The following is a 20,957-nucleotide window of genomic DNA, read 5'->3' as shown; positions in this document are numbered from 1 at the left end:
CATGGCGGATGAAAAGCAACTTTCATTTGAGCAAGCGATGGAAGAACTTGAAGTGATTGTGGAAAAGCTTGAAGAGGGCGATGTTCCTCTTGAGGAGGCTATTAATATTTATAAAAAGGGCATGGAGCTTTCAAAATTATGCCATGATAAGCTTAAAAATGTGGAATCACAGCTTACGGAAATACTGACGGAAGATGGCCGAAAAACGAACTTCGCCATTCCGGAGGAGGAATAATCTTGCAGCAGCAATCCTTAAGTTCTTTCTCTGAATTGCATAAGCGAAAACTGGAAATTCATTTAAAAGAATATGTACATAAATTGAATGCTCCACCTGAAATCAAGGAAGCGATGAATTATTCACTTGAAGCCGGAGGAAAGCGGATCAGGCCGATGCTGTTATTTGCCACATTGGCTGCTTTTGGCGAAGATACGGCAAAAGGGTTATGGACTGCGGCGGCAATCGAAATGATCCATACCTATTCGCTCATTCACGATGACCTGCCAAGTATGGATAATGACGATTTAAGAAGAGGTAAACCGACTAACCATAAAGTATATGGAGAAGCTTTTGCCATCCTGGCAGGCGATGCCTTGCTCACATACAGCTTCCAAACCATTGCGGAAACCCCGGACGAATTTGCTTCAGCCGAAACCAGGCTGTCTTTAATTAAAGTGCTTTCAAAAGCTGCAGGTGCTGAAGGGATGGTTGGAGGCCAGGCAGCAGACATTAAAGGAGAGGGCAAACAGCTGGACTTAGAGGACCTGGAGTATATCCACGTGCATAAGACCGGTAAATTGCTGGAATGCAGTGTGGTTTCAGGTGCTATTTTGGCAAATGCCAATGAAGACACGATTCAGGCACTATCCCATTTTGCTTATCATCTGGGACTTGCTTTTCAAATCAGGGATGACATTCTCGACCTTGAAGGAACAGAAGAGATAATCGGGAAGCCCGTTGGCAGTGATGAATCAAAAAATAAAAGCACCTATCCAGCACTTCTTACAATGAACGGCGCGAAAGAGGCGCTCGAATACCATATCAGATCTGCAAAAGAGAAGCTGAAGGAAACAGGCCTTCAAACAGAGCTGCTCGAAGAAATAACAGATCTAATTGCAAACAGGGACCACTAATTTTTATATTAAATACTCACTTCGAAATGAATATAGTATAAAATGAAGGCTGTTTTCGCAAGGTTTGTTGCTTTTTATATATTATTTACTGAGTTGATTGGAGCGGAAGGTGCGAGAACCTCGAAAATGCATTCGCATTTTCTTCGTGCGGTGTTTACTCATGGAAGCATATTCAAAGTCCTGCGGGAGTAGCGGGACAGGTGAGACCCCGCAGACGCGGAGCGCGAGGAGGCTCACCGCTTGCCCCGCGGTTTGCTGAGCATCCTGGAGCGGAGATCAACGGACAACATTGATAGGAAAAACATCAATTTATAAGAAAATAAACAAAATGAATGAAGAAACGATGGTCGTGCCGCTGTACTATTTGTACCAGCGGCATTTGCTGTTTAATAAAATGATGGTCTTTATTGTATATATTTTGGTATGATAGGAATTGCTGCCGGGAGTCTTTCCGAAGAAAGACTGGCCGGAGTGATAGACTGTTTAAAATGAAAAGCATTTGGAAAATCTCCTGTAATAAGGTAATCTTAAGATATTATCTTTTAGACAGGCTGGAAGCCGTAAAAAACAGGCTTTGATTTGTTATAAACATGATTGCCAAAATATACGTAAAAAAACGGACGAATAAGAAACGAAAGTGAGTGGTCCGCAGTATGGATCTGTTATCAATTAAAGACCCTTCCTTTTTAAAAGGGCTCTCGAATAAAGAATTGGAAAGTCTCAGTCAGGAAATCCGCACTTTCCTGATTGAGAAGCTATCAGGCACAGGGGGACATATTGGCCCTAATCTTGGAGTTGTTGAGCTGACTGTTGCATTGCATAAGTGTTTCGACAGTCCGAAGGATAAAATTATTTGGGATGTCGGACATCAGTCATACGTACACAAAATCCTTACAGGCCGTGCGTGTCAATTCGATACTCTTAGACAATATAAAGGTCTTTGCGGCTTTCCAAAGATGATTGAAAGTGAGCATGATGTATGGGAAACAGGTCATAGCTCTACTTCTTTATCTGCCGCGATGGGAATGGCCATTGCAAGAGACTTGAAAAAAGAGAGCAATTATGTCATTCCCGTTATTGGGGATGGTGCCTTAACAGGCGGAATGGCTTTAGAGGCCTTAAATCATATCGGCCATGAAAAAAAGGATATGATTGTCATATTAAATGATAATGAAATGTCGATTGCTCCTAATGTAGGTGCCCTGCACAATGTTCTTGGAAGGTTAAGGACTGCAGGTAAATATAATTGGGTTAAAGATGAACTTGAATATTTATTAAAAAAGGTTCCGGCAGTCGGCGGCAAATTGGCCTCAACTGCTGAAAGACTGAAAGACAGCCTAAAGTATCTGTTTGTTTCAGGCATGTTCTTCGAGGAATTAGGCTTTACCTATTTGGGGCCTGTCGATGGGCATAATTATGAAGCTTTATTTGAGAACCTTGCGTATGCTAAGAAAACAGAAGGTCCGGTGCTTCTCCATGTTATAACGAAAAAAGGGAAAGGCTATCACCCTGCAGAAAACGACAAGATTGGCACTTGGCACGGTACAGGCCCTTATAAAATGGAAACAGGGGACTTTGTGAAGCCTTCTGCTGCGCCGCCTGCATGGAGCAAGCTTGTGTCAGAAACTGTCAGGGAACTTGCGAGAGAAGATGAAAGAATTGTTGCAATCACTCCAGCAATGCCTGTTGGTTCGAAGCTTGAAGGCTTTGCAAGTGAATTTCCGGAACGGATGTATGATGTGGGTATTGCTGAACAGCATGCAGCAACAGTAGCTGCTGGCCTGGCAACTCAAAACATGAAGCCGTTCCTTGCGATATATTCTACTTTCCTGCAGCGTGCTTATGATCAGGTCGTACACGATATTGCACGCCAGAACTTGAATGTATTTATTGGAATCGACCGGGCAGGACTTGTTGGCGCAGATGGTGAGACGCATCAGGGTGTATTCGATATCGCTTTTTTAAGGCATTTGCCGAACATGGTTTTGATGATGCCAAAAGATGAAAATGAAGGCCAGCACATGGTGAAAACAGCCATTGAGTATAACGATGGCCCAATCGCCATGCGGTTCCCGCGCGGAAATGGCATCGGGGTGCCGATGGACACAGAACTTAAAGCTATTCCAATTGGAACATGGGAAGTTCTGCGCGATGGCAGCGACGGAGCAATTTTAACCTTTGGGACAACCATTCCAATGGCATTGAAGGCAGCTCAGCTCCTGGAAAAACAAGGGCATTCCATTAAAGTCATTAATGCAAGGTTTATTAAGCCATTTGATGAAAAAATGCTGCATGAATTGTTCGGAGCGAATATGCCTATTCTTACGATAGAAGAAGCTGTCCTGCAGGGAGGCTTTGGAAGTGCCATTCTTGAATATGCACATGAGCATGGCTTCCACCATTCCGAAATCGACCGTATGGGAATACCTGATAAATTTATTGAGCATGGCAGTGTAAATGAACTACTAGAGGAAATCGGGATGACTGTAGACGATGTTGTGGAGAGAATGGGAAAACTGGCAAGAAAAAAACAAAAAAGGGCTTAAAAAATGAAAACAAAGAAAGAACGATTAGATGTTTTATTAGTTGAAAGAGGTCTTGCTGAAACGAGAGAAAAAGCGAAAAGGGCCGTTATGGCCGGTTTGGTGTTCAGCAATGAAAGCAGATTGGATAAACCGGGCGAGAAGGTTAGTACAGATATTCCGCTGGCAATCAAGGGAAAGGTTATGCCCTATGTCAGCCGCGGTGGCTTAAAGCTTGAGAAAGCTCTGAAGGTTTTTGATTTAGAAATCGAAGGCAAGATCCTCCTTGACATTGGATCCTCAACCGGAGGCTTCACTGATTGCGCCCTGCAGAATGGCGCAAAAATGTCCTATGCTTTGGATGTCGGATATAATCAGCTTGCCTGGAAATTAAGGCAGGATGAACGGGTTGTTGTCATGGAAAGGACCAATTTCCGGTATGTAACTCCTGCAGACCTCTCAGCCGGTATGCCTGATTTTGCTTCCATCGATGTTTCGTTCATCTCTCTAAAGCTTATATTGCCTGTATTAAAAACACTGCTGGTTCCAGGCAGTGACACAGTTGCCTTAGTGAAACCGCAATTTGAAGCCGGACGGGAGCAGGTTGGAAAAAAAGGAATTGTCAGAGATTCTAAAATACACGAAGCCGTCCTTGATAAAATTATTCAATTTGCTTTGGGTCTTGGCTATGATGTCAAAGACGTTTCTTATTCACCGATTACTGGCGGAGATGGCAACATAGAGTTTCTCCTCCATCTGTATTGGTCAGGCAGCAAAGAAGAAGGAGAAAATCTCCTTAAAGCCCAGACCGATAAGATTGTAAAAGAAGCCCACGCCGAATTGAAAACAAAGCAGGTTAAAGAAGAGGAATAGGCAGATGCCTGTTCCTTTTTTTAAAGGAATTTGTCGAGTAAGGATGAATTATAATAATAATATACGGGAAAATTGTACTTTATTGAGAAAATCAGCTAACATTATAGTACAAAACACTATAAATTAATTTTTTCTGCCTGCTGTCAAGCGGCTGATTATAGAGGTGAAAAAATGAATAAAGGGCAAAGACATATTAAGATACGCGAAATTATTACTAATAACGATATCGAAACACAGGATGACCTGGTAGATGAATTGAAAAACGCAGGATTTAATGTTACCCAGGCGACAGTCTCAAGAGATATTAAAGAGCTTCATCTAGTAAAAGTACCTTTAATGGACGGAAGGTATAAATACAGTCTTCCAGCTGATCAGCGTTTCAATCCACTGCAAAAACTTAAAAGAAACTTAATGGATGCCTTTGTTAGAGTGGATACTGCAGGACATCTCCTTGTAATGAAGACTCTTCCAGGAAATGCCATGGCTATAGGTGCACTTATTGATAACCTTGACTGGGAAGAGATTCTGGGGACAATTTGCGGGGATGACACATGCCTGATCATTTGCAAAACCCCAGAAGACACAGAAGCCATTTCAAACCGTTTTCTTGAAATGCTGTAGATAATTTTTCAAGTTCAGAGCGCCTGTCCCCCCTCGAGGTGCCGGTGGCAAAGCGCTTCTGCTTTTTCTAATGAGGTGATAAGCTTGTTAAATGAAATAACGATACGAAATTTTGCTATAATCGAAGCCCTTTCTGTCTCATTTGAAAAGGGCTTAACTGTTTTAACTGGTGAAACAGGGGCAGGGAAATCCATTATTATTGATGCCATTCACTTGCTGGCTGGAGGCAGGGGATCTGCAGAGTTTGTCCGGCATGGTGAAGATAAAGCTGAGTTAGAGGGGCTTTTTATCCTGGATGATCCTAAGCACCCTTGCTATAAACGAGCTGCAGAATTTGGGATAGATATTGAAGATGGAATGATTGTTCTCCGCAGAGATATATCAAAGGCAGGAAAAAGCATTTGCAGAGTGAATGGAAAACTGGTCACTATTTCTGCTTTGAGGGAAATCGGAAGTTCACTTATTGATATACACGGTCAGCACGAACATCAGGAATTAATGAATGAAACCTTGCATCTTCCTCTTCTCGATCAGTTTGGAGGAACGAAGATTTCTGCTTCCCTTTCTGAATATCAGGATATCTACAGATTATATGAAAGCACCTTGAAAAAGCTTAAGAATTTAAGCGAGAATGAACAGCAAATGGCACACCGGCTTGATTTAATCCAATTTCAGCTTGATGAAATCCAGTCAGCACAGCTGAAATTGAATGAAGATGAGGATCTGATTGAAGAAAAGAGAAAGCTATCCAATTTTGAACGTATTTTTGACTCAGTTCAGTCTGGCTATAATGCTCTTCAAGGAGAGCAAAAAGGGCTCGATTGGATTGGGCTGGTTATGGGGTATATGAATGATGCCGCGGAATTGGACCCATCGTATAAAGAAATAGCGGAAAATGTGGCAAACAGCTTCTATTTGCTTGAAGATGCGGCCAGTTCCCTGCGAAATGAAATGGACTTTATGGAATATGATCCCCAGAGGCTCAATGAAATCGAAAACAGACTGAATGAAATAAATGGTCTAAAAAGAAAATATGGAAAAACGGTAGAAGAAGTGCTGGAATACGCAGCAAAAATAGAAGAAGAAATTGAAACCTTGCAAAATAAAGAAACCCATATTGATAAGCTGCAAAAAGAAGTTACTGCCCTGAAAAAAGACCTTATGGTTGAAGGGGAAGAACTGAGCAAGCTGCGGAGAAAATCTGCCCTAAAGCTTACGAAGTTAATTCATAAAGAGCTTAAGGAATTATACATGGAAAAAACAGTTTTTGAGGTAAGATTCTTTTCTGATCCCGAAGTCCTTCTGAAAAATGGCATTGACAGAGCGGAATTCTATATTTCCACCAATCCGGGAGAACCGCTCAAGCCTCTGTCTAAGATTGCATCGGGAGGGGAATTATCCCGAATCATGCTTGCCTTGAAGAGTATTTTCTCAAAACATCAAGGTGTTACAAGTATTATCTTCGATGAAGTGGATACAGGCGTGAGCGGAAGAGTGGCACAAGCTATCGCGGAAAAGATTCATCATGTTTCCGTGGATTCACAAGTGCTTTGCATCTCTCACCTGCCACAGGTTGCAGCGATTGCAGATACTCATTTATTTATTGCTAAAAACACGAATGAAGGACGGACCAAAACTACAGTGAAGCCTCTGAATGAAGAAGAGAAGATAAAAGAAATCAGCCGTATGATTTCTGGAGTGGAAATAACCGATTTGACGAAAGAGCATGCAAAAGAGCTGCTGCATATGGCTAAACAGCTGAAATAATTATGACCCAATATCCGGTGTGTGCCCTTAAGCTGCGCAGCGAGATCTAATACCTTGAAAAGCTATCCAAAGCAGGATAGCTTTTTTTATGTCACTGGCAGTTATAAATGCCATCGATGCAGGCAAAATTAAAGATGTAGCCATTTGACGTGGATGGACTAGAAGCGAGGAGAGTGAAAAATTTGACATATGATGTATTGCGCAAAATAATTGGTGGAATTCTCCTTGTTTCATTAATTGCTTTAGGTTTTTCCAAGCCTGTTCAGGAATATTTGCAAATACCTGCAAATATTACCCTTTTTGAAGGGCAGCAGCTGGATATTGCAAAGGCAGAAGCAGTGTCAGCCGGGCTGTCCATAGATAATACAAGTGTTGCACTTAAAGAAGATAACCATTCGATTTTGCTTTCAGCAAAAGAAAATGGAAAAAATGAAATGCTTCTCGAACTGGCAGGTTTTCCGATAAAGAAGGTTGATGTAAATGTCTTAAAAGATTTTAAAGTAATTCCAGGAGGCCAATCAATCGGGGTTAAACTAAATACAGTAGGTGTGTTAGTAGTGGGGCACCATCAGGTTAATACGGCTGAAGGAAAAGCTTCGCCAGGCGAAACGGCCGGTATTAAAATCGGAGATATCATTACAGAAATCAATGGCAAGAAAATTGAAAAGATGTCAGATGTTGCCCCTTTTGTTCAAGAAGCAGGCAAAAGCGGCAACCCGCTCCAAATCATTGTCAGCCGTGAAAGCGGGAAGGTGAAAACGGAGCTGACTCCTCTTAAAGAAAACGGGGAAGAAACCTATAAGCTTGGTTTATATATACGTGATTCAGCAGCAGGCATTGGGACGATGACATTCTATCACCCGGAATCGAAAAAGTATGGAGCACTCGGACATGTTATTTCCGATATGGATACGAAAAAACCCATAGTTGTTGAAGACGGCCAAATTGTAAGATCGACTGTTACTTCCATTGAAAAAGGAAGTAATGGCAATCCAGGCGAAAAACTTGCACGATTTTCCTCAGACAAAGAAATAATCGGGAATATTGTCAGGAACAGTCCTTTCGGAATTTTTGGGGAATTAAACAGGGATATGAAAAATGGGATCTTTGACAAACCGATGCCAATAGCACTATCCCATCAGGTGAAAGAGGGAGCTGCTCAAATATTGACTGTAGTTGACAATGATGAAGTACAATTGTTTGATATTGAAATTGTCAGCACGATTCCGCAAAAATTTCCGGCAACAAAAGGAATGGTCATAAAAGTGACGGATCAGAAGCTCCTCGATAAAACAGGCGGCATTGTCCAGGGGATGAGCGGAAGCCCGATTATACAGGATGGCAGAATTATTGGAGCGGTAACGCACGTATTTGTAAATGATCCTACTTCAGGATATGGTGTTCATATCGAATGGATGCTGAATGAAGCGGGAATCAATATATATGAAAAAGCAGAAGAAAAAGCATCCTAATAAGGGAATGGATCAAATAAAAAGGCGGGGAAATCCCGTCTTTTTGATTTTTTATGTTAAAATGACGATAATCAAAGATTTTTCGACAAGTATACACGTATTGTAAAGAGTATGGCGAAACTGGTCGAAAACAGAAGAAAACCAAAGAAAAAATGAGATTTCGGTGGTTTTTTAAGAAAATTTCAAAAAAGTAGAGGAATTTTTGTTGCATTGTCGAATTTCTCATTTAGAATAGAAAATAGAAATCATAAAAAGAGCGTGTTCAAATGAACATTCATTAAAGAGACCATAATGGGCCGAGGAGGAAAGTAAGTGAAGAAAATAAAAGTTTGTGTTGTGGATGATAATAGGGAGCTGGTCGGGCTTTTAGAGGAATATATATCTTCTCAGGAGGATATGGAAGTTGCGGGTGTTGCACATAATGGACAGGATTGCCTCGACATTTTAGAGCAGACACAGCCTGATGTTCTTGTGCTGGATATCATCATGCCTCACTTGGATGGACTTGCTGTACTCGAGAAAATGAGAGAATTAAATTTGAATGCACTTCCTAATGTAATTATGCTTACTGCATTCGGCCAGGAGGATGTCACCAAAAAGGCAGTGGATTTAGGAGCATCTTACTTTATTCTTAAACCATTTGATATGGACAATTTGGCAAGCCATATCCGTCAGGTCAGCGGAAAATCCAGCTCTTTTCTCCGCAAACCCGTTCCATCTTACCGTCCCCAGGCAGAAGCAAAGCCGAAGAACCTGGATGCTAGCATTACCAGCATCATTCATGAAATTGGCGTACCTGCTCATATTAAAGGATACTTATATCTTCGTGAAGCGATTTCAATGGTGTACAATGATATCGAACTTCTCGGTTCCATTACAAAAGTGCTGTACCCTGATATTGCTAAAAAATTTAATACGACTGCAAGCCGGGTTGAGCGTGCGATCCGCCATGCGATTGAAGTTGCTTGGAGCCGCGGCAATATAGATTCAATTTCCTCTCTTTTTGGGTATACAGTCAGCATGACCAAAGCCAAGCCGACAAATTCCGAGTTTATTGCCATGGTCGCCGATAAACTTCGTCTCGAGCATAAGGCTTCTTGAAAGGGTAAGGACTTATAACAATTTTTATTTAATTTGCTGCGCTCCTATTGGGGCGTTTTTTATTTTCCTCATGAAATAAGCTGAGATATAAAAAGGTTCAGTTTGAATGCTTCAAACTGAACCTTTACTTTATCGCAGTCTAACGGGCAGTAAGACCCCCACTTCAAGACTCAGAGGAATCAAAGGAGGATAAGCGGGGGTCAAACTGCCCGTAAAGGCCCGATTGGTTCAACTAACAATCAGTGGGGGATAAGGAAAACCCCCACTGATTGAAGTTTCACTTTATTTGTTTTCTTCTTTCTCAAGCTCCATCATTTTTTGAATCAGGATATGCTGAGGCATGTGCATGATTTGCTCAAGAGGAAGATTAAGTTTTTCAGCGAGCTTTAATGCTGTTTCCGGTGATATCTGCAGCGGCTTCACTATTATCCCCCACTAACTTATTTAGATTTAAAACGATCCTGGACTTTGTTTCTTTTTCGGTCACGATAAAGAATAAATCCTGCGATGAAGCCAAGCCCTATAATCAAGAAAAGGAAACCTGACACAAATTGAAGCCATAAATAGGGAAATGGGCTTTGCAGGATGCCAAAGACCATATCTCTCATTAATTTTATCCCATACACAGCCAATATGCCCGGCAGGAGTAAAATTAATAAAGCAATTAGTCTTATCATAAAAAAATTCCCTTCAAATCGAGTTGCCTACCGAAATCATAAATCATTAAAGAAATTTGTCAAGTGCTTCTCCTATGCTAAAATAAAACATGAAGAATATTGCAGTAATTTCTATTGAATATGCAAGAATTTTCAATGAAAGCAGGTATGACTATGCAAACAGTGATGATTGTCGGTGCAGGAAAAGGCGGTACCGCCATCCTGAAAATAATAAAAGAAACGGCAGTTTTGGATGTAAAAGCCATGGTGGATATCGACCCTGATGCCGAAGGACTTCTGCTTGCCAACGAAAGCGGCATCCCAACCGGCGCTGATTGGCGACAGTTTATGAAACAAGATATTGACATCATTATTGAAGTTACCGGAAATGAGCAAGTGTTTATTGACATTAGGGAAGCCAGAAGCAAAAATACAGTTCTAATACCTGGAAGTGTAGCCTTTTTAATCGCGAAATTACTTGAGGAAAAGGAAGAGTTGATTTCGAAATTCAGAAATGAAACATATAAGCATGACTTGATTTTTAATTCGACCGATGACGGAATGATTGTAATAAATAACCAAACTGAAATTATAGTCTTTAATCGCAGTGCGGAGAGAATGACAGGAATAAAGAGGAAAGATGCTTTAGGGAAAAAAATTAATGAAATCATTACCGACAGCATGCTTCCCAGAGTTATGGCGACAAGGAGAATTGAAGCGAATCAGGAAATGACTTTGGCTAATGGCCTGAAGATTATTACGACAAGAATCCCTATGCTCGGTGAAAATAATGAATTAATGGGTGCCTTTGCCGTTTTTAAGGATATTACAGAAGTTGTTTCACTTGCGGAAGAAATAACGAACTTGAAAGACATACAGACGATGCTTCAGGCAATTATTCAATCAAGTGAGGAGGCCATCTCCGTTGTTGATGAAAATGGGAAAGGGATTTTGATCAATCCGGCATACTCCAGGCTTACAGGTCTGGAGGAGGAAAAGGTAATCGGAAAGCCTGCTACAGCAGATATATCAGAAGGTGAAAGCGTTCATATGAAGGTCCTTCAAACGCGAAGAGCGATGAGAGGTGTGGCCATGAGGGTCGGTCCAAAGAGAAAGGATGTAATTGTAAATGTTGCGCCTGTTATTGTTGATGGGAAATTAAAAGGGAGTGTTGGTGTTATACACGACGTCTCGGAAATTCAAAATCTGAACCGTGAATTAAACCGGGCCAGACAGATTATTCGTACACTGGAAGCGAAGTATTCATTCGAGGATATAATTGGAACATCTGAAGAGATGACCATTGCAATCGAACAGGCAAGACTTGGAGCTAAAACTCCTGCCACAGTTTTGCTGAGAGGAGAGTCCGGGACAGGTAAAGAGCTTTTCGCCCACGCTATACATAATGCAAGCGACCGAAAATATAACAAGTTTATCAGGGTAAATTGTGCGGCATTATCAGAATCTCTTTTGGAAAGTGAATTATTCGGTTATGAAGAGGGGGCATTCTCGGGTGCAAAAAGAGGCGGCAAAAGAGGTTTATTTGAGGAAGCTGATAAAGGCAGTATTTTTCTTGATGAAATTGGCGAGCTGACAGCTAACACTCAGGCAAAGCTGCTCAGGGTTCTTCAGGAACATGAAATTACAAGAGTGGGAGGGACTAAGCCTATTACAATTGATGTTCGGATAATTGCCGCGACCAATGTCAATTTAGAAAAAGGAATTGCAGATGGCACCTTTAGGGAAGACTTATACTACAGGCTGAATAGAATGCCCATACATATTCCTTCATTAAGACGCAGGAAGGAGGATATTCCTTTGCTGTGCAGCAGACTTATTCAAAAGATAAACCAGGAATATGGGCGGAATGTAGAAGGTGTGACAGAAGAAGCTGTTGATAAGCTGATGGCCTATAATTGGCCGGGGAATGTGAGGGAACTTGATAATATCCTGGGCAGAGCCATCATTTTTATGAATTACAGCGAAACGAAAATAGAAGAACGGCATATTCCTGATCTGGGAGCCAATAATCCGTCACCCAATATTGAAGCTAGTGAAGAAGCGCAAAACAAATCATTAACGCAAATGATTGAGCAGTATGAGGCAAGGGTGATCAGGCAAACTCTTCAAAAGCTGGATGGAAATAAAACTAAGACAGCTAAAATGCTTGGACTCTCAGTCAGGAATCTTTACTACAAATTGGAGAAATATGAAATTGCAAAACCTGGCATGCAATAAATTTCATATTGTGCAATAAATTGCATGCTTTAGTTTAATGAATAAAGCGTTTTCATAACTTTTAAAGTTGGCACACTTCTTGCAAGTATACTAAACGGAAGAACATCAAGAAAATGGCGTCGATTATTTTAAGTTTCTTGAACCTATGACGCCTGCGCTTTTCATGTAAGGGGGTTGAACAGATGACATTGGATTCGCTTCTAACGAAAGCAACCCAATATGGTGAGAAAACGGTAGCCGTAGCTGCAGCGGAAGACGAAGAAGTTCTCGAAGCAGTTTCTGAAGCAATTAAGCTGAACTTAGCAAGCTTTCTATTATTCGGGGATGAAGAAAAAATCCGCAAAATCCTGGACGAGAAGCATAGCGAAGCAGCTGAAAGCCCTAAAGTTAAAATCGTGCACGCAGAATCATCTGCGCATGCAGCGGAATTGTCAGTAAGGGCTGTGAAGGAACAGAAGGCCAATGTGCTGATGAAGGGTAATATTCCGACGGCAGGCATTTTAAAAGCTGTCTTAAATAAAGAATTTGGCTTAAGAACAGGAAATGTTTTATCACATGTGGCTGTTTTTGAGGTCCCAGGCTTTGAACGGTTTACAATCGTAACGGATGCAGCTATGAATATTGCGCCAGATCTTAATCAAAAAGCACAAATCCTGAAAAATGCAGTTTATATTGCAAAAAGCATTGGGATTGAAAAACCTCTCGCAGCCCCAATTGCTGCAGTAGAGGCGGTTAATCCTGCTATGCAGGCTACTTTGGATGCTGCAGCATTAACTCTTATGAACCAAAGAGGGCAGATTAAAGATTGTATAGTCGATGGTCCTCTTGCTCTGGACAATGCAATTTCTTTTGAAGCAGCTGAACATAAGGGAATTAAAAGCAAAGTTGCCGGACAGGCAGATATTTTATTGGTGCCGACTATAGAAGTTGGGAATGCTTTATATAAATCACTTGTCTACTTTGCAAAAGCAAAAGTAGGAGCCGTTATCGCAGGGGCGACAGCGCCAATCGTTCTTACTTCAAGGGCTGATTCGGCCGAAAGCAAGGTTTATTCATTGGCATTAGCGATATGCTCAGCAAAGTAATTTGCTGATATTCAGCATTTAAATAAAAAATTTTAATCAAACGAACATAAATTTTTTCATAATCCGGGGAGGAATTAGAACATGGAAATCTTCAAATACTTAGAAACTTACGATTACGAACAAGTGGTGTTTTGCCAGGACAAACAATCAGGCTTAAAAGCTATAATTGCTATTCATGACACTACTTTAGGTCCTGCGCTTGGCGGTACCCGCATGTGGACTTATGAATCTGAAGAGGCAGCTATTGAGGATGCATTGCGCCTTGCACGCGGCATGACTTATAAGAATGCAGCAGCAGGCTTAAACCTTGGTGGCGGTAAAACAGTTATTATCGGCGATCCGCGCAAAGACAAAAACGAAGAGATGTTCCGTGCTTTCGGACGTTACATCCAAGGATTAAATGGACGTTATATTACTGCAGAGGACGTAGGCACTACTGTAGCTGATATGGATCTGATCCATGAGGAAACAGATTATGTAACAGGTATTTCACCTGCCTTCGGTTCTTCAGGCAACCCTTCACCAGTTACAGCTTATGGCGTATACAGAGGAATGAAGGCAGCAGCAAAGGCTGCATTCGGAACTGACTCTTTAGAAGGCAAAACAATTGCCGTTCAGGGTGTTGGAAACGTAGCGTTCAATCTTTGCCGTCATCTGCATGAAGAAGGTGCACAGCTAATTGTAACAGATATTAATAAAGAAGCAGTTCAGCGTGCAGTTGAAGAGTTCGGTGCTAAAGCTGTTGAACCAAATGAAATTTATGGTGTTGAATGTGATATTTATGCACCATGTGCTTTAGGTGCAACAGTTAATGATGATACAATTCCACAGCTGAAAGCAAAAGTAATTGCTGGAGCTGCAAACAATCAGCTTAAAGAAACCCGCCATGGTGATTTAATTCATGAGATGGGCATTGTTTATGCACCTGATTATGTAATTAATGCAGGCGGAGTTATCAATGTTGCAGATGAGCTGTACGGATACAACCGTGAACGTGCAATGAAAAAAGTTGAAACTGTATACAACAATATTGAAAAAGTAATTGATATTGCTAAAAGGGATGGAATTCCAACATATAAAGCGGCTGACCGCATGGTTGAGGAAAGAATTGAAAGAATGCGTAATTCGCGCGGACAGTTCCTCCAAAACGGCCACCATATCCTTAGCCGCAGATAGGTTTTATGAGGAAGAGGAATTTAGCCTGTCTTTCCTGAAATGCAAAGCGCTGAATTATGAATTCAGCGTCTTTGCCTTTAAAAGCATCGTATAAAAAATGCAGCGGCAAATAAAGTCCCCTGAGTAAGAGTATGCTTTTACAAGGGAGATTTCCGCTCTTTATGGAGGTTTAAACGTGCTAGAACAAGAACATCGAATTCTCGTCATCAATCCGGGATCCACTTCAACTAAGATTGGAGTTTTCGATAATGAGATCTCTGTCCTGGAGAAGACATTACGCCATGATGCAGATGTCATTAACTCTTATGAAAGTATTATCGATCAGTATGAATTCCGTAAGCAGACCATTTTAGAGACGCTGGATCATGAAGGAATCAATATTTCCAAATTAAGTGCAGTGTGCGGCCGCGGCGGGCTTCTTCGCCCAATTGAAGGAGGCACATATTCTGTTAATGATGCAATGCTTGGGGATCTTCGTGCCGGTTTTGCTGGCCAGCATGCTTCTAACCTTGGCGGAATCCTGGCATATGAGATTGCTTCGGGTTTAAATATTCCATCGTTCATTGTTGATCCGGTTGTGGTTGATGAACTGGACCCAATTGCCCGTATTTCAGGCTTTTCAATGATAGAAAGAAAAAGTATTTTCCATGCTTTGAATCAGAAAGCTGTTGCCAGGAGAGTGGCCAAGGAGCTCGGCAAAAAGTATGAGGAGCTTAACCTGATCGTCACACATATGGGCGGAGGTATTACTGTTGGCGCTCATAAAAAAGGCAGAGTAGTGGATGTCAATAACGGACTTCATGGAGACGGGCCGTTCAGTCCGGAACGGGCAGGTACAGTACCTGCCGGTGATCTGGTGGGACTTTGCTACTCCGGCAGCTTTTATCGTGAAGAAGTGATGAAGAAACTTGTTGGACAAGGCGGCCTTGTTGGTTATCTGGGAACAAATGATGCTGTAAAGGTTGAAAAGATGATTGAAAACGGAGATGAGAAAGCAAAGCTTGTCTACTCCGCAATGGCTTATCAGGTGGCTAAGGAGATTGGTTCTGCCAGTGCAGTGCTTGGCGGAAAGGTTGATGCCATTATCCTTACAGGTGGTCTCGCCTATGGCAAGGGCTTTGTAAAAGAAATCAGTGAGCGGATTAACTGGATAGCAGATGTCATCGTCCAGCCTGGTGAAAATGAGCTTCAGGCACTTGCGGAAGGTGCACTTCGCGTCTTGCGCGGTGAAGAGACTGAAAAAGAATATCCCGGAAAAACAGCTGGGAAAGCAGCATTGAAATAGAAGGGGGAAGCAACTTGGCACAGGAATATGATTTGGTGATTTTAGGCGGAGGCACAGGCGGTTATGTAGCAGCCATCCGTGCTTCACAGCTTGGTTTAAAAACGGCAATCGTTGAAAAAGGAAAACTTGGAGGGACTTGCCTTCATAAAGGCTGCATACCAAGCAAGGCATTATTAAGAAGTGCTGAAGTGTTTGCAACTGCAAAGCACAGTGAAGATTTTGGCGTAATCACAAGTGATGTATCAATCAATTTTGGTAAGGTGCAGGAACGAAAAAACAAAATCGTTGATCAGCTTCATAAAGGTGTTCAGCACTTGATGAAGCAAGGCAAGATTGATGTTTTTGAAGGCACAGGCCGCATTCTTGGACCTTCTATTTTCTCTCCAATGCCAGGGACAATTTCTGTTGAAATGAACAATGGGGACGAAAATGAAATGCTGATCCCTAAAAATGTTATTGTAGCAACTGGATCTCGCCCCCGTACCCTGCCAGGATTGGACATTGATGGACAACTTGTCATGACTTCTGATGAGGCTTTAGCTTTGGAAGAAGTGCCAAACTCCATTATCATTGTTGGCGGCGGAGTCATCGGCATCGAATGGGCATCCATGTTATCAGACTTTGGGGCTGATGTAACAGTGATTGAATATGCTGACCGCATTATACCTACAGAAGACAAAGAAATTTCAAAGGAAATGCAGCGCCTTATGAAGAAAAAAGGAGTCAAAATTGTTACTGGAGCAAAGGTTCTTCCTGAAACCCTTCAGAAAGGTGAAGGAGTAAAGATTTCAGCTGAAGTGAAAGGTTCCCAAAAGGAATTTTCCGCTGAGAAATTGCTTGTTTCTGTGGGCCGTCAGGCAAATACAGAAGGAATCGGCATTGAAAATACGGATATTCAAATTGAAAAGGGATTTATTTCCGCAAATGAATACTTCCAGACAAAGGAATCTCATATCTATGCGATTGGCGATGTCATTGGCGGTCTTCAGCTGGCACATGTTGCTTCTCATGAGGGAATTGTTGCAGTGGAGCACATTGCAGGCCAGAATCCTTCTCCAATTGACTATAGCCTGGTTTCTAAATGCATTTACAGTTCACCGGAAGCGGCAAGTGTAGGATTAACAGAGGATGAAGCAAAGGAAAAAGGCCATAATGTGAAAACTGGCAAATTCTCATTCCGTGCAATCGGAAAGGCGCTTGTATTCGGTGAATCTGACGGGTTTGTAAAAATTGTGGCAGATAAAGATTCCGATGATATTCTTGGTGTCCATATGATCGGTCCGCATGTAACAGATATGATTTCAGAAGCAGGCCTTGCACGCGTTCTTGATGCAACTCCATGGGAAGTAGCACATACTATCCACCCGCATCCGACGTTATCTGAAGCAATCGGTGAAGCTGCCCTTGCTGTAGATGGAAAAGCAATCCACGGATAAAAATCCGATTAAATAAAATAAGTCCAGGCCCCAAATGGGAGCCCGGGCTGATACATATTAGCTTAGGAGGTTGTATAAATGGCTGAAAACCGTCATAAAGATTTAGGTTTAAGTGATGAGAAAGTTCTTGAAATGTATGAGACGATGCTATTAGCCCGCCGTCTTGATGAGCGCATGTGGCTTTTGAACCGTGCTGGAAAAATTCCGTTCGTTATTTCATGCCAGGGGCAGGAAGCTGCGCAGGTAGGTGCCGCCTTTGCTCTTGATCGCGAGAAAGATTATGTTCTTCCATATTATCGTGACATGGGTGTTGTTTTAACATTTGGCATGACCGCAAGGGAATTAATGCTGTCAGGGTTTGCTAAAGCGGAAGATCCAAACTCAGGCGGACGCCAAATGCCTGGACACTTCGGCCAAAAGAAAAACCGGATCGTGACAGGGTCTTCTCCTGTTACTACACAGGTGCCTCATGCTGTTGGTGTCGCCCTCGGCGGAAAGCTTGAAGGGAAGGACCTGGTTACTTTTGTAACATTCGGTGAAGGCTCTTCTAACCAGGGAGATTTCCACGAAGGTGCGAACTTTGCAGGTGTTCATAAACTTCCTGTTATCTTTATGTGTGAAAATAATAAATATGCAATCTCTGTTCCGATTGAAAAGCAGCTTGCTTGCGAAAATGTGTCTGACAGAGCTATTGGCTATGGTATGCCAGGTATAACAGTTGACGGAAACGATCCGCTTGAAGTTTATAAAGCTGTGAAAGAAGCAGCAGACAGAGGCCGCCGCGGAGAAGGTCCGACATTAGTCGAAACCGTTTCATACCGTTTAACACCACACTCATCTGATGATGATGACCGAAGCTACCGTGCTCCTGATGAAGTGGCTGAAGCAAAAACTAAAGATCCGATTATTACTTTTGGCGCCTACCTGAAAGAAAATGGCGTTATGGACGATGCGATTGAAAAGGAAATCAATGACCGGGTTATGAAACTGGTAAACGAAGCAACTGATTATGCTGAAAACGCTCCATATGCAGAAGCGGAATCTGCTTTAAAGCATGTATATGCTGAACAGTAAGGGGGAGAGAATATGGCTGTAATTTCTTATATCGATGCGGTGACTATGGCAATCCGCGAGGAAATGGAAAGAGATCCAAAGGTATTTGTTTTAGGTGAAGACGTAGGTAAAAAAGGTGGCGTATTTAAAGCGACACAAGGACTATATGACAAATTTGGCGAAGACCGCGTAATTGATACTCCGCTTGCTGAATCAGCGATTGCAGGGGTTGGAATCGGTGCAGCAATGTATGGAATGCGTCCAATTGCAGAAATGCAATTTGCCGACTTCATTATGCCGGCTGTTAACCAGATTATTTCAGAAGCGGCACGCATCCGCTATCGTTCAAATAATGACTGGAGCTGTCCGATTGTAGTACGTGCACCATATGGCGGCGGTGTGCATGGAGCACTTTATCATTCACAGTCCGTCGAAGCTGTATTTGCCAATCAGCCGGGACTTAAGATTGTTATGCCTTCTACCCCTTATGATGTTAAGGGACTATTGAAAGCAGCAATCCGTGATGAGGATCCCGTGCTGTTTTTTGAACATAAGCGCGCATATCGCCTGATTAAAGGTGAGGTTCCTGATGATGATTATGTGCTGCCAATCGGAAAAGCAGATGTAAAACGCGAAGGTGAAGATATCACGGTCATCACTTATGGCCTATGCGTCCATTTTGCTCTTCAAGCTGCTGAAAGACTTGCTAAAGATGGCATTTCAGCGCACATACTGGATTTAAGAACGGTTTATCCGTTAGATAAAGAAGCAATTATTGAAGCTGCTTCTAAAACAGGAAAAGTGCTTCTTCTAACTGAGGATAATAAAGAAGGCAGTATCATGGGCGAAGTTGCTGCAATTATTGCAGAGAACTGCCTGTTTGAGCTGGATGCACCGATCAAACGCCTTGCAGGTCCTGATGTGCCAGCAATGCCTTACGCTCCAACTATGGAGAAATACTTTATGGTTAACCCTGATAAAGTAGAAAAAGCAATGCGTGAATTGGCTGAATTTTAATAATGGCATCTTAGTTAATAAAAATGGAGAGCTCGCAGAGGGTGCGGCTCTAAGGCCGGATTCCATTCCGGTTCAGTTGCACCTGCTGCATGACCCGCAGAGTGCGGGCAGCTAGAAGGAGGTTACTCAGGTGGCTATTGAACAAATAAAAATGCCCCAGCTTGGGGAAAGTGTTACAGAAGGTACAATCAGCAAATGGCTGGTTTCCGTTGGAGATAAAGTAAATAAATATGATCCGCTTGCTGAAGTAATGACTGACAAAGTAAACGCGGAAGTACCGTCCTCTTTCACTGGTGTAATCAAAGAATTGATTGCAGAAGAAGGCGAAACGTATGAAGTCGGCCAAGTGATTTTGACAATCGAAACCGAAGGCGGCGGGGAAACTGCTCAAGATGCGCCAGCAGAGACAAAAGCGGAGGATAAGACTACGGCTGCACCTTCAGCCTCAGCGCCTTCTGCACCAGCGGCACCTGTTAAAGCAGCGGATGCTCCAAAAGGAGTCCGTTATTCACCTGCAGTCTTAAGGCTTTCTCAAGAGCATGGAATCGACTTGAACCAGGTGACAGGTACTGGCGGCGGCGGACGCATCACCCGTAAAGATCTTATGAAGATCATTGAGTCCGGAGATATTCCAACTGCTGCAGCGGCTGCGGCTGCACCGGAAAAGACAGAAGCGCCAGCACCGGAAGCTGCACCTGCACCTTCCCAGCCTGCTGCATCCAAACAGGCGGCGCCAGCACCTAATGTACCGGTAATGCCAGGTGATATTGAAATCCCTGTTACCGGAGTGCGTAAGGCGATTGCTGCCAATATGCTCCGCAGTAAACATGAAGCACCTCATGCCTGGACAATGATGGAAGTGGATGTTACAAATCTTGTTGAGTACCGCAACAGCATTAAAGGGGAGTTTAAGCAAAAAGAGGGCTTCAATATTACATTCTTTGCTTTCTTCGTAAAAGCAGTTGCACAGGCCCTTAAGGAATTCCCGCAGATTAATTCCATGTGGGCAGGAGATAAGATCATCCAGAAGAAGGATATTAATATATCCATTGCAGTTGCAACAGATGACGCGTTATTCGTTCCTGTCATCAAAGCTGCTGATGAAAAAACGATTAAAGGTATTGGCCGTGAAATAAATGATCTTGCCTTAAAAGTACGTACAGGAAAACTGACTTCTGCTGAAATGCAGGGTGGAACTTTCACTGTAAATAATACCGGATCATTCGGTTCCGTACAGTCCATGGGCATTATCAATTATCCGCAGGCTGCAATTCTTCAGGTTGAATCCATTGTGAAACGTCCTGTTGTCATGAACAATGGCATGATCGCTGTCCGAGATATGGTTAACCTTTGCATGTCACTTGATCACCGTGTACTTGACGGTCTGGTATGCGGACGCTTCCTGCAGCGCGTAAAGGAAATTCTGGAGAACACATCCAAAGAAAATACATCTATTTATTAATAAGTAAAATGACCGCTGCCCTGCTATGGGGCAGCGGTTTCTTATGTGCGCCCGGCATGGGT

Annotated in this window: 18 protein-coding genes; 16 read left to right on the top strand and 2 right to left on the bottom strand. The window is 42.5% G+C overall.

Features of this window, described 5'->3' with window-relative positions; all coding sequences use genetic code 11:
* The first annotated feature begins 1 nt into the window (after position 1).
* The 8 genes from xseB to spo0A all read left to right on the top strand — a co-directional run bounded on the left by xseB (position 2) and on the right by spo0A (position 9,487).
* Positions 2 to 235, top strand: coding sequence for an exodeoxyribonuclease VII small subunit (xseB, locus tag CE058_RS13710; RefSeq protein WP_048008230.1), 234 nt, complete (start codon positions 2 to 4; stop codon positions 233 to 235).
* 2 nt (positions 236 to 237) lie between these two features.
* Positions 238 to 1,131 carry a polyprenyl synthetase family protein gene (locus tag CE058_RS13705; protein ID WP_061791222.1) on the top strand — a complete coding sequence of 298 codons (894 nt, stop codon included), beginning with the start codon at positions 238 to 240 and terminating at the stop codon, positions 1,129 to 1,131.
* A 653-nt stretch (positions 1,132 to 1,784) separates the two neighbouring features.
* On the top strand, positions 1,785 to 3,677 hold the full coding sequence (gene dxs, locus CE058_RS13700) for a 1-deoxy-D-xylulose-5-phosphate synthase (protein ID WP_159344688.1): 1,893 nt from the start codon (positions 1,785 to 1,787) through the stop codon (positions 3,675 to 3,677).
* A 3-nt stretch (positions 3,678 to 3,680) separates the two neighbouring features.
* Complete coding sequence (locus CE058_RS13695) at positions 3,681 to 4,526, top strand: TlyA family RNA methyltransferase (protein ID WP_048008226.1); 846 nt, start codon at positions 3,681 to 3,683, stop codon at positions 4,524 to 4,526.
* Between the two features lie 171 nt (positions 4,527 to 4,697).
* Positions 4,698 to 5,147: a transcriptional regulator AhrC/ArgR gene (gene ahrC / locus CE058_RS13690; RefSeq protein ID WP_009332889.1), complete on the top strand. Its 450-nt coding sequence runs from the start codon at positions 4,698 to 4,700 to the stop codon at positions 5,145 to 5,147.
* An 84-nt stretch (positions 5,148 to 5,231) separates the two neighbouring features.
* Entirely contained in the window at positions 5,232 to 6,914 is a 1,683-nt protein-coding gene (recN, locus tag CE058_RS13685; protein WP_163143357.1) for a DNA repair protein RecN, read from the top strand.
* Positions 6,915 to 7,096: 182 nt separating this feature from the next.
* Positions 7,097 to 8,386 carry a SpoIVB peptidase gene (gene spoIVB, locus CE058_RS13680; protein ID WP_163143354.1) on the top strand — a complete coding sequence of 430 codons (1,290 nt, stop codon included), beginning with the start codon at positions 7,097 to 7,099 and terminating at the stop codon, positions 8,384 to 8,386.
* 312 nt (positions 8,387 to 8,698) lie between these two features.
* The gene (gene spo0A / locus CE058_RS13675; protein ID WP_048008223.1) at positions 8,699 to 9,487 is read left to right on the top strand and encodes a sporulation transcription factor Spo0A; all 789 of its coding nucleotides are present in this window, start codon (positions 8,699 to 8,701) and stop codon (positions 9,485 to 9,487) included.
* 282 nt (positions 9,488 to 9,769) lie between these two features.
* On the opposite strand, the gene CE058_RS13670 is transcribed toward spo0A, so the two are convergent.
* Together CE058_RS13670 and CE058_RS13665 are read right to left on the bottom strand one after the other, a co-directional pair.
* A complete protein-coding gene (locus tag CE058_RS13670; protein ID WP_082138922.1) occupies positions 9,770 to 9,910 on the bottom strand; it encodes a YycC family protein in 141 nt (46 codons plus the stop codon).
* 17 nt (positions 9,911 to 9,927) lie between these two features.
* The gene (locus tag CE058_RS13665; RefSeq protein ID WP_048008222.1) at positions 9,928 to 10,164 is read right to left on the bottom strand and encodes a DUF2627 domain-containing protein; all 237 of its coding nucleotides are present in this window, start codon (positions 10,162 to 10,164) and stop codon (positions 9,928 to 9,930) included.
* A 153-nt stretch (positions 10,165 to 10,317) separates the two neighbouring features.
* Here CE058_RS13665 and CE058_RS13660 point away from each other — a divergent pair, with 153 nt between their 5' ends.
* The 8 genes from CE058_RS13660 (at position 10,318) to CE058_RS13625 (ending at position 20,895) form a co-directional block, all read left to right on the top strand.
* On the top strand, positions 10,318 to 12,381 hold the full coding sequence (locus CE058_RS13660) for a sigma-54 interaction domain-containing protein (RefSeq protein ID WP_048008221.1): 2,064 nt from the start codon (positions 10,318 to 10,320) through the stop codon (positions 12,379 to 12,381).
* A gap of 182 nt (positions 12,382 to 12,563) precedes the next feature.
* Positions 12,564 to 13,466 (top strand): phosphate butyryltransferase, encoded by a 903-nt coding sequence (yqiS, locus tag CE058_RS13655; protein ID WP_048008220.1) that lies wholly within the window; start codon positions 12,564 to 12,566, stop codon positions 13,464 to 13,466.
* Between the two features lie 81 nt (positions 13,467 to 13,547).
* On the top strand, positions 13,548 to 14,642 hold the full coding sequence (bcd, locus tag CE058_RS13650; protein ID WP_048008219.1) for a branched-chain amino acid dehydrogenase: 1,095 nt from the start codon (positions 13,548 to 13,550) through the stop codon (positions 14,640 to 14,642).
* A 175-nt stretch (positions 14,643 to 14,817) separates the two neighbouring features.
* Positions 14,818 to 15,927: a butyrate kinase gene (gene buk, locus CE058_RS13645; protein WP_048008218.1), complete on the top strand. Its 1,110-nt coding sequence runs from the start codon at positions 14,818 to 14,820 to the stop codon at positions 15,925 to 15,927.
* Positions 15,928 to 15,941: 14 nt separating this feature from the next.
* Positions 15,942 to 17,363: a dihydrolipoyl dehydrogenase gene (gene lpdA / locus CE058_RS13640; protein WP_048008217.1), complete on the top strand. Its 1,422-nt coding sequence runs from the start codon at positions 15,942 to 15,944 to the stop codon at positions 17,361 to 17,363.
* A gap of 78 nt (positions 17,364 to 17,441) precedes the next feature.
* The gene (locus tag CE058_RS13635) at positions 17,442 to 18,437 is read left to right on the top strand and encodes a thiamine pyrophosphate-dependent dehydrogenase E1 component subunit alpha (protein ID WP_048008216.1); all 996 of its coding nucleotides are present in this window, start codon (positions 17,442 to 17,444) and stop codon (positions 18,435 to 18,437) included.
* Between the two features lie 12 nt (positions 18,438 to 18,449).
* A complete protein-coding gene (locus CE058_RS13630) occupies positions 18,450 to 19,433 on the top strand; it encodes an alpha-ketoacid dehydrogenase subunit beta (protein ID WP_035330022.1) in 984 nt (327 codons plus the stop codon).
* A 130-nt stretch (positions 19,434 to 19,563) separates the two neighbouring features.
* Positions 19,564 to 20,895 carry a dihydrolipoamide acetyltransferase family protein gene (locus CE058_RS13625; RefSeq protein ID WP_163143351.1) on the top strand — a complete coding sequence of 444 codons (1,332 nt, stop codon included), beginning with the start codon at positions 19,564 to 19,566 and terminating at the stop codon, positions 20,893 to 20,895.
* Positions 20,896 to 20,957: the final 62 nt, after the last annotated feature.

This window comes from Bacillus sp. 22-7, assembly GCF_010628845.1.
GTDB classification, from domain to species: Bacteria; Bacillota; Bacilli; order Bacillales; family Cytobacillaceae; genus Cytobacillus; species Cytobacillus firmus_B.
This window is presented reverse-complemented; position numbering and strand designations above follow the sequence as displayed.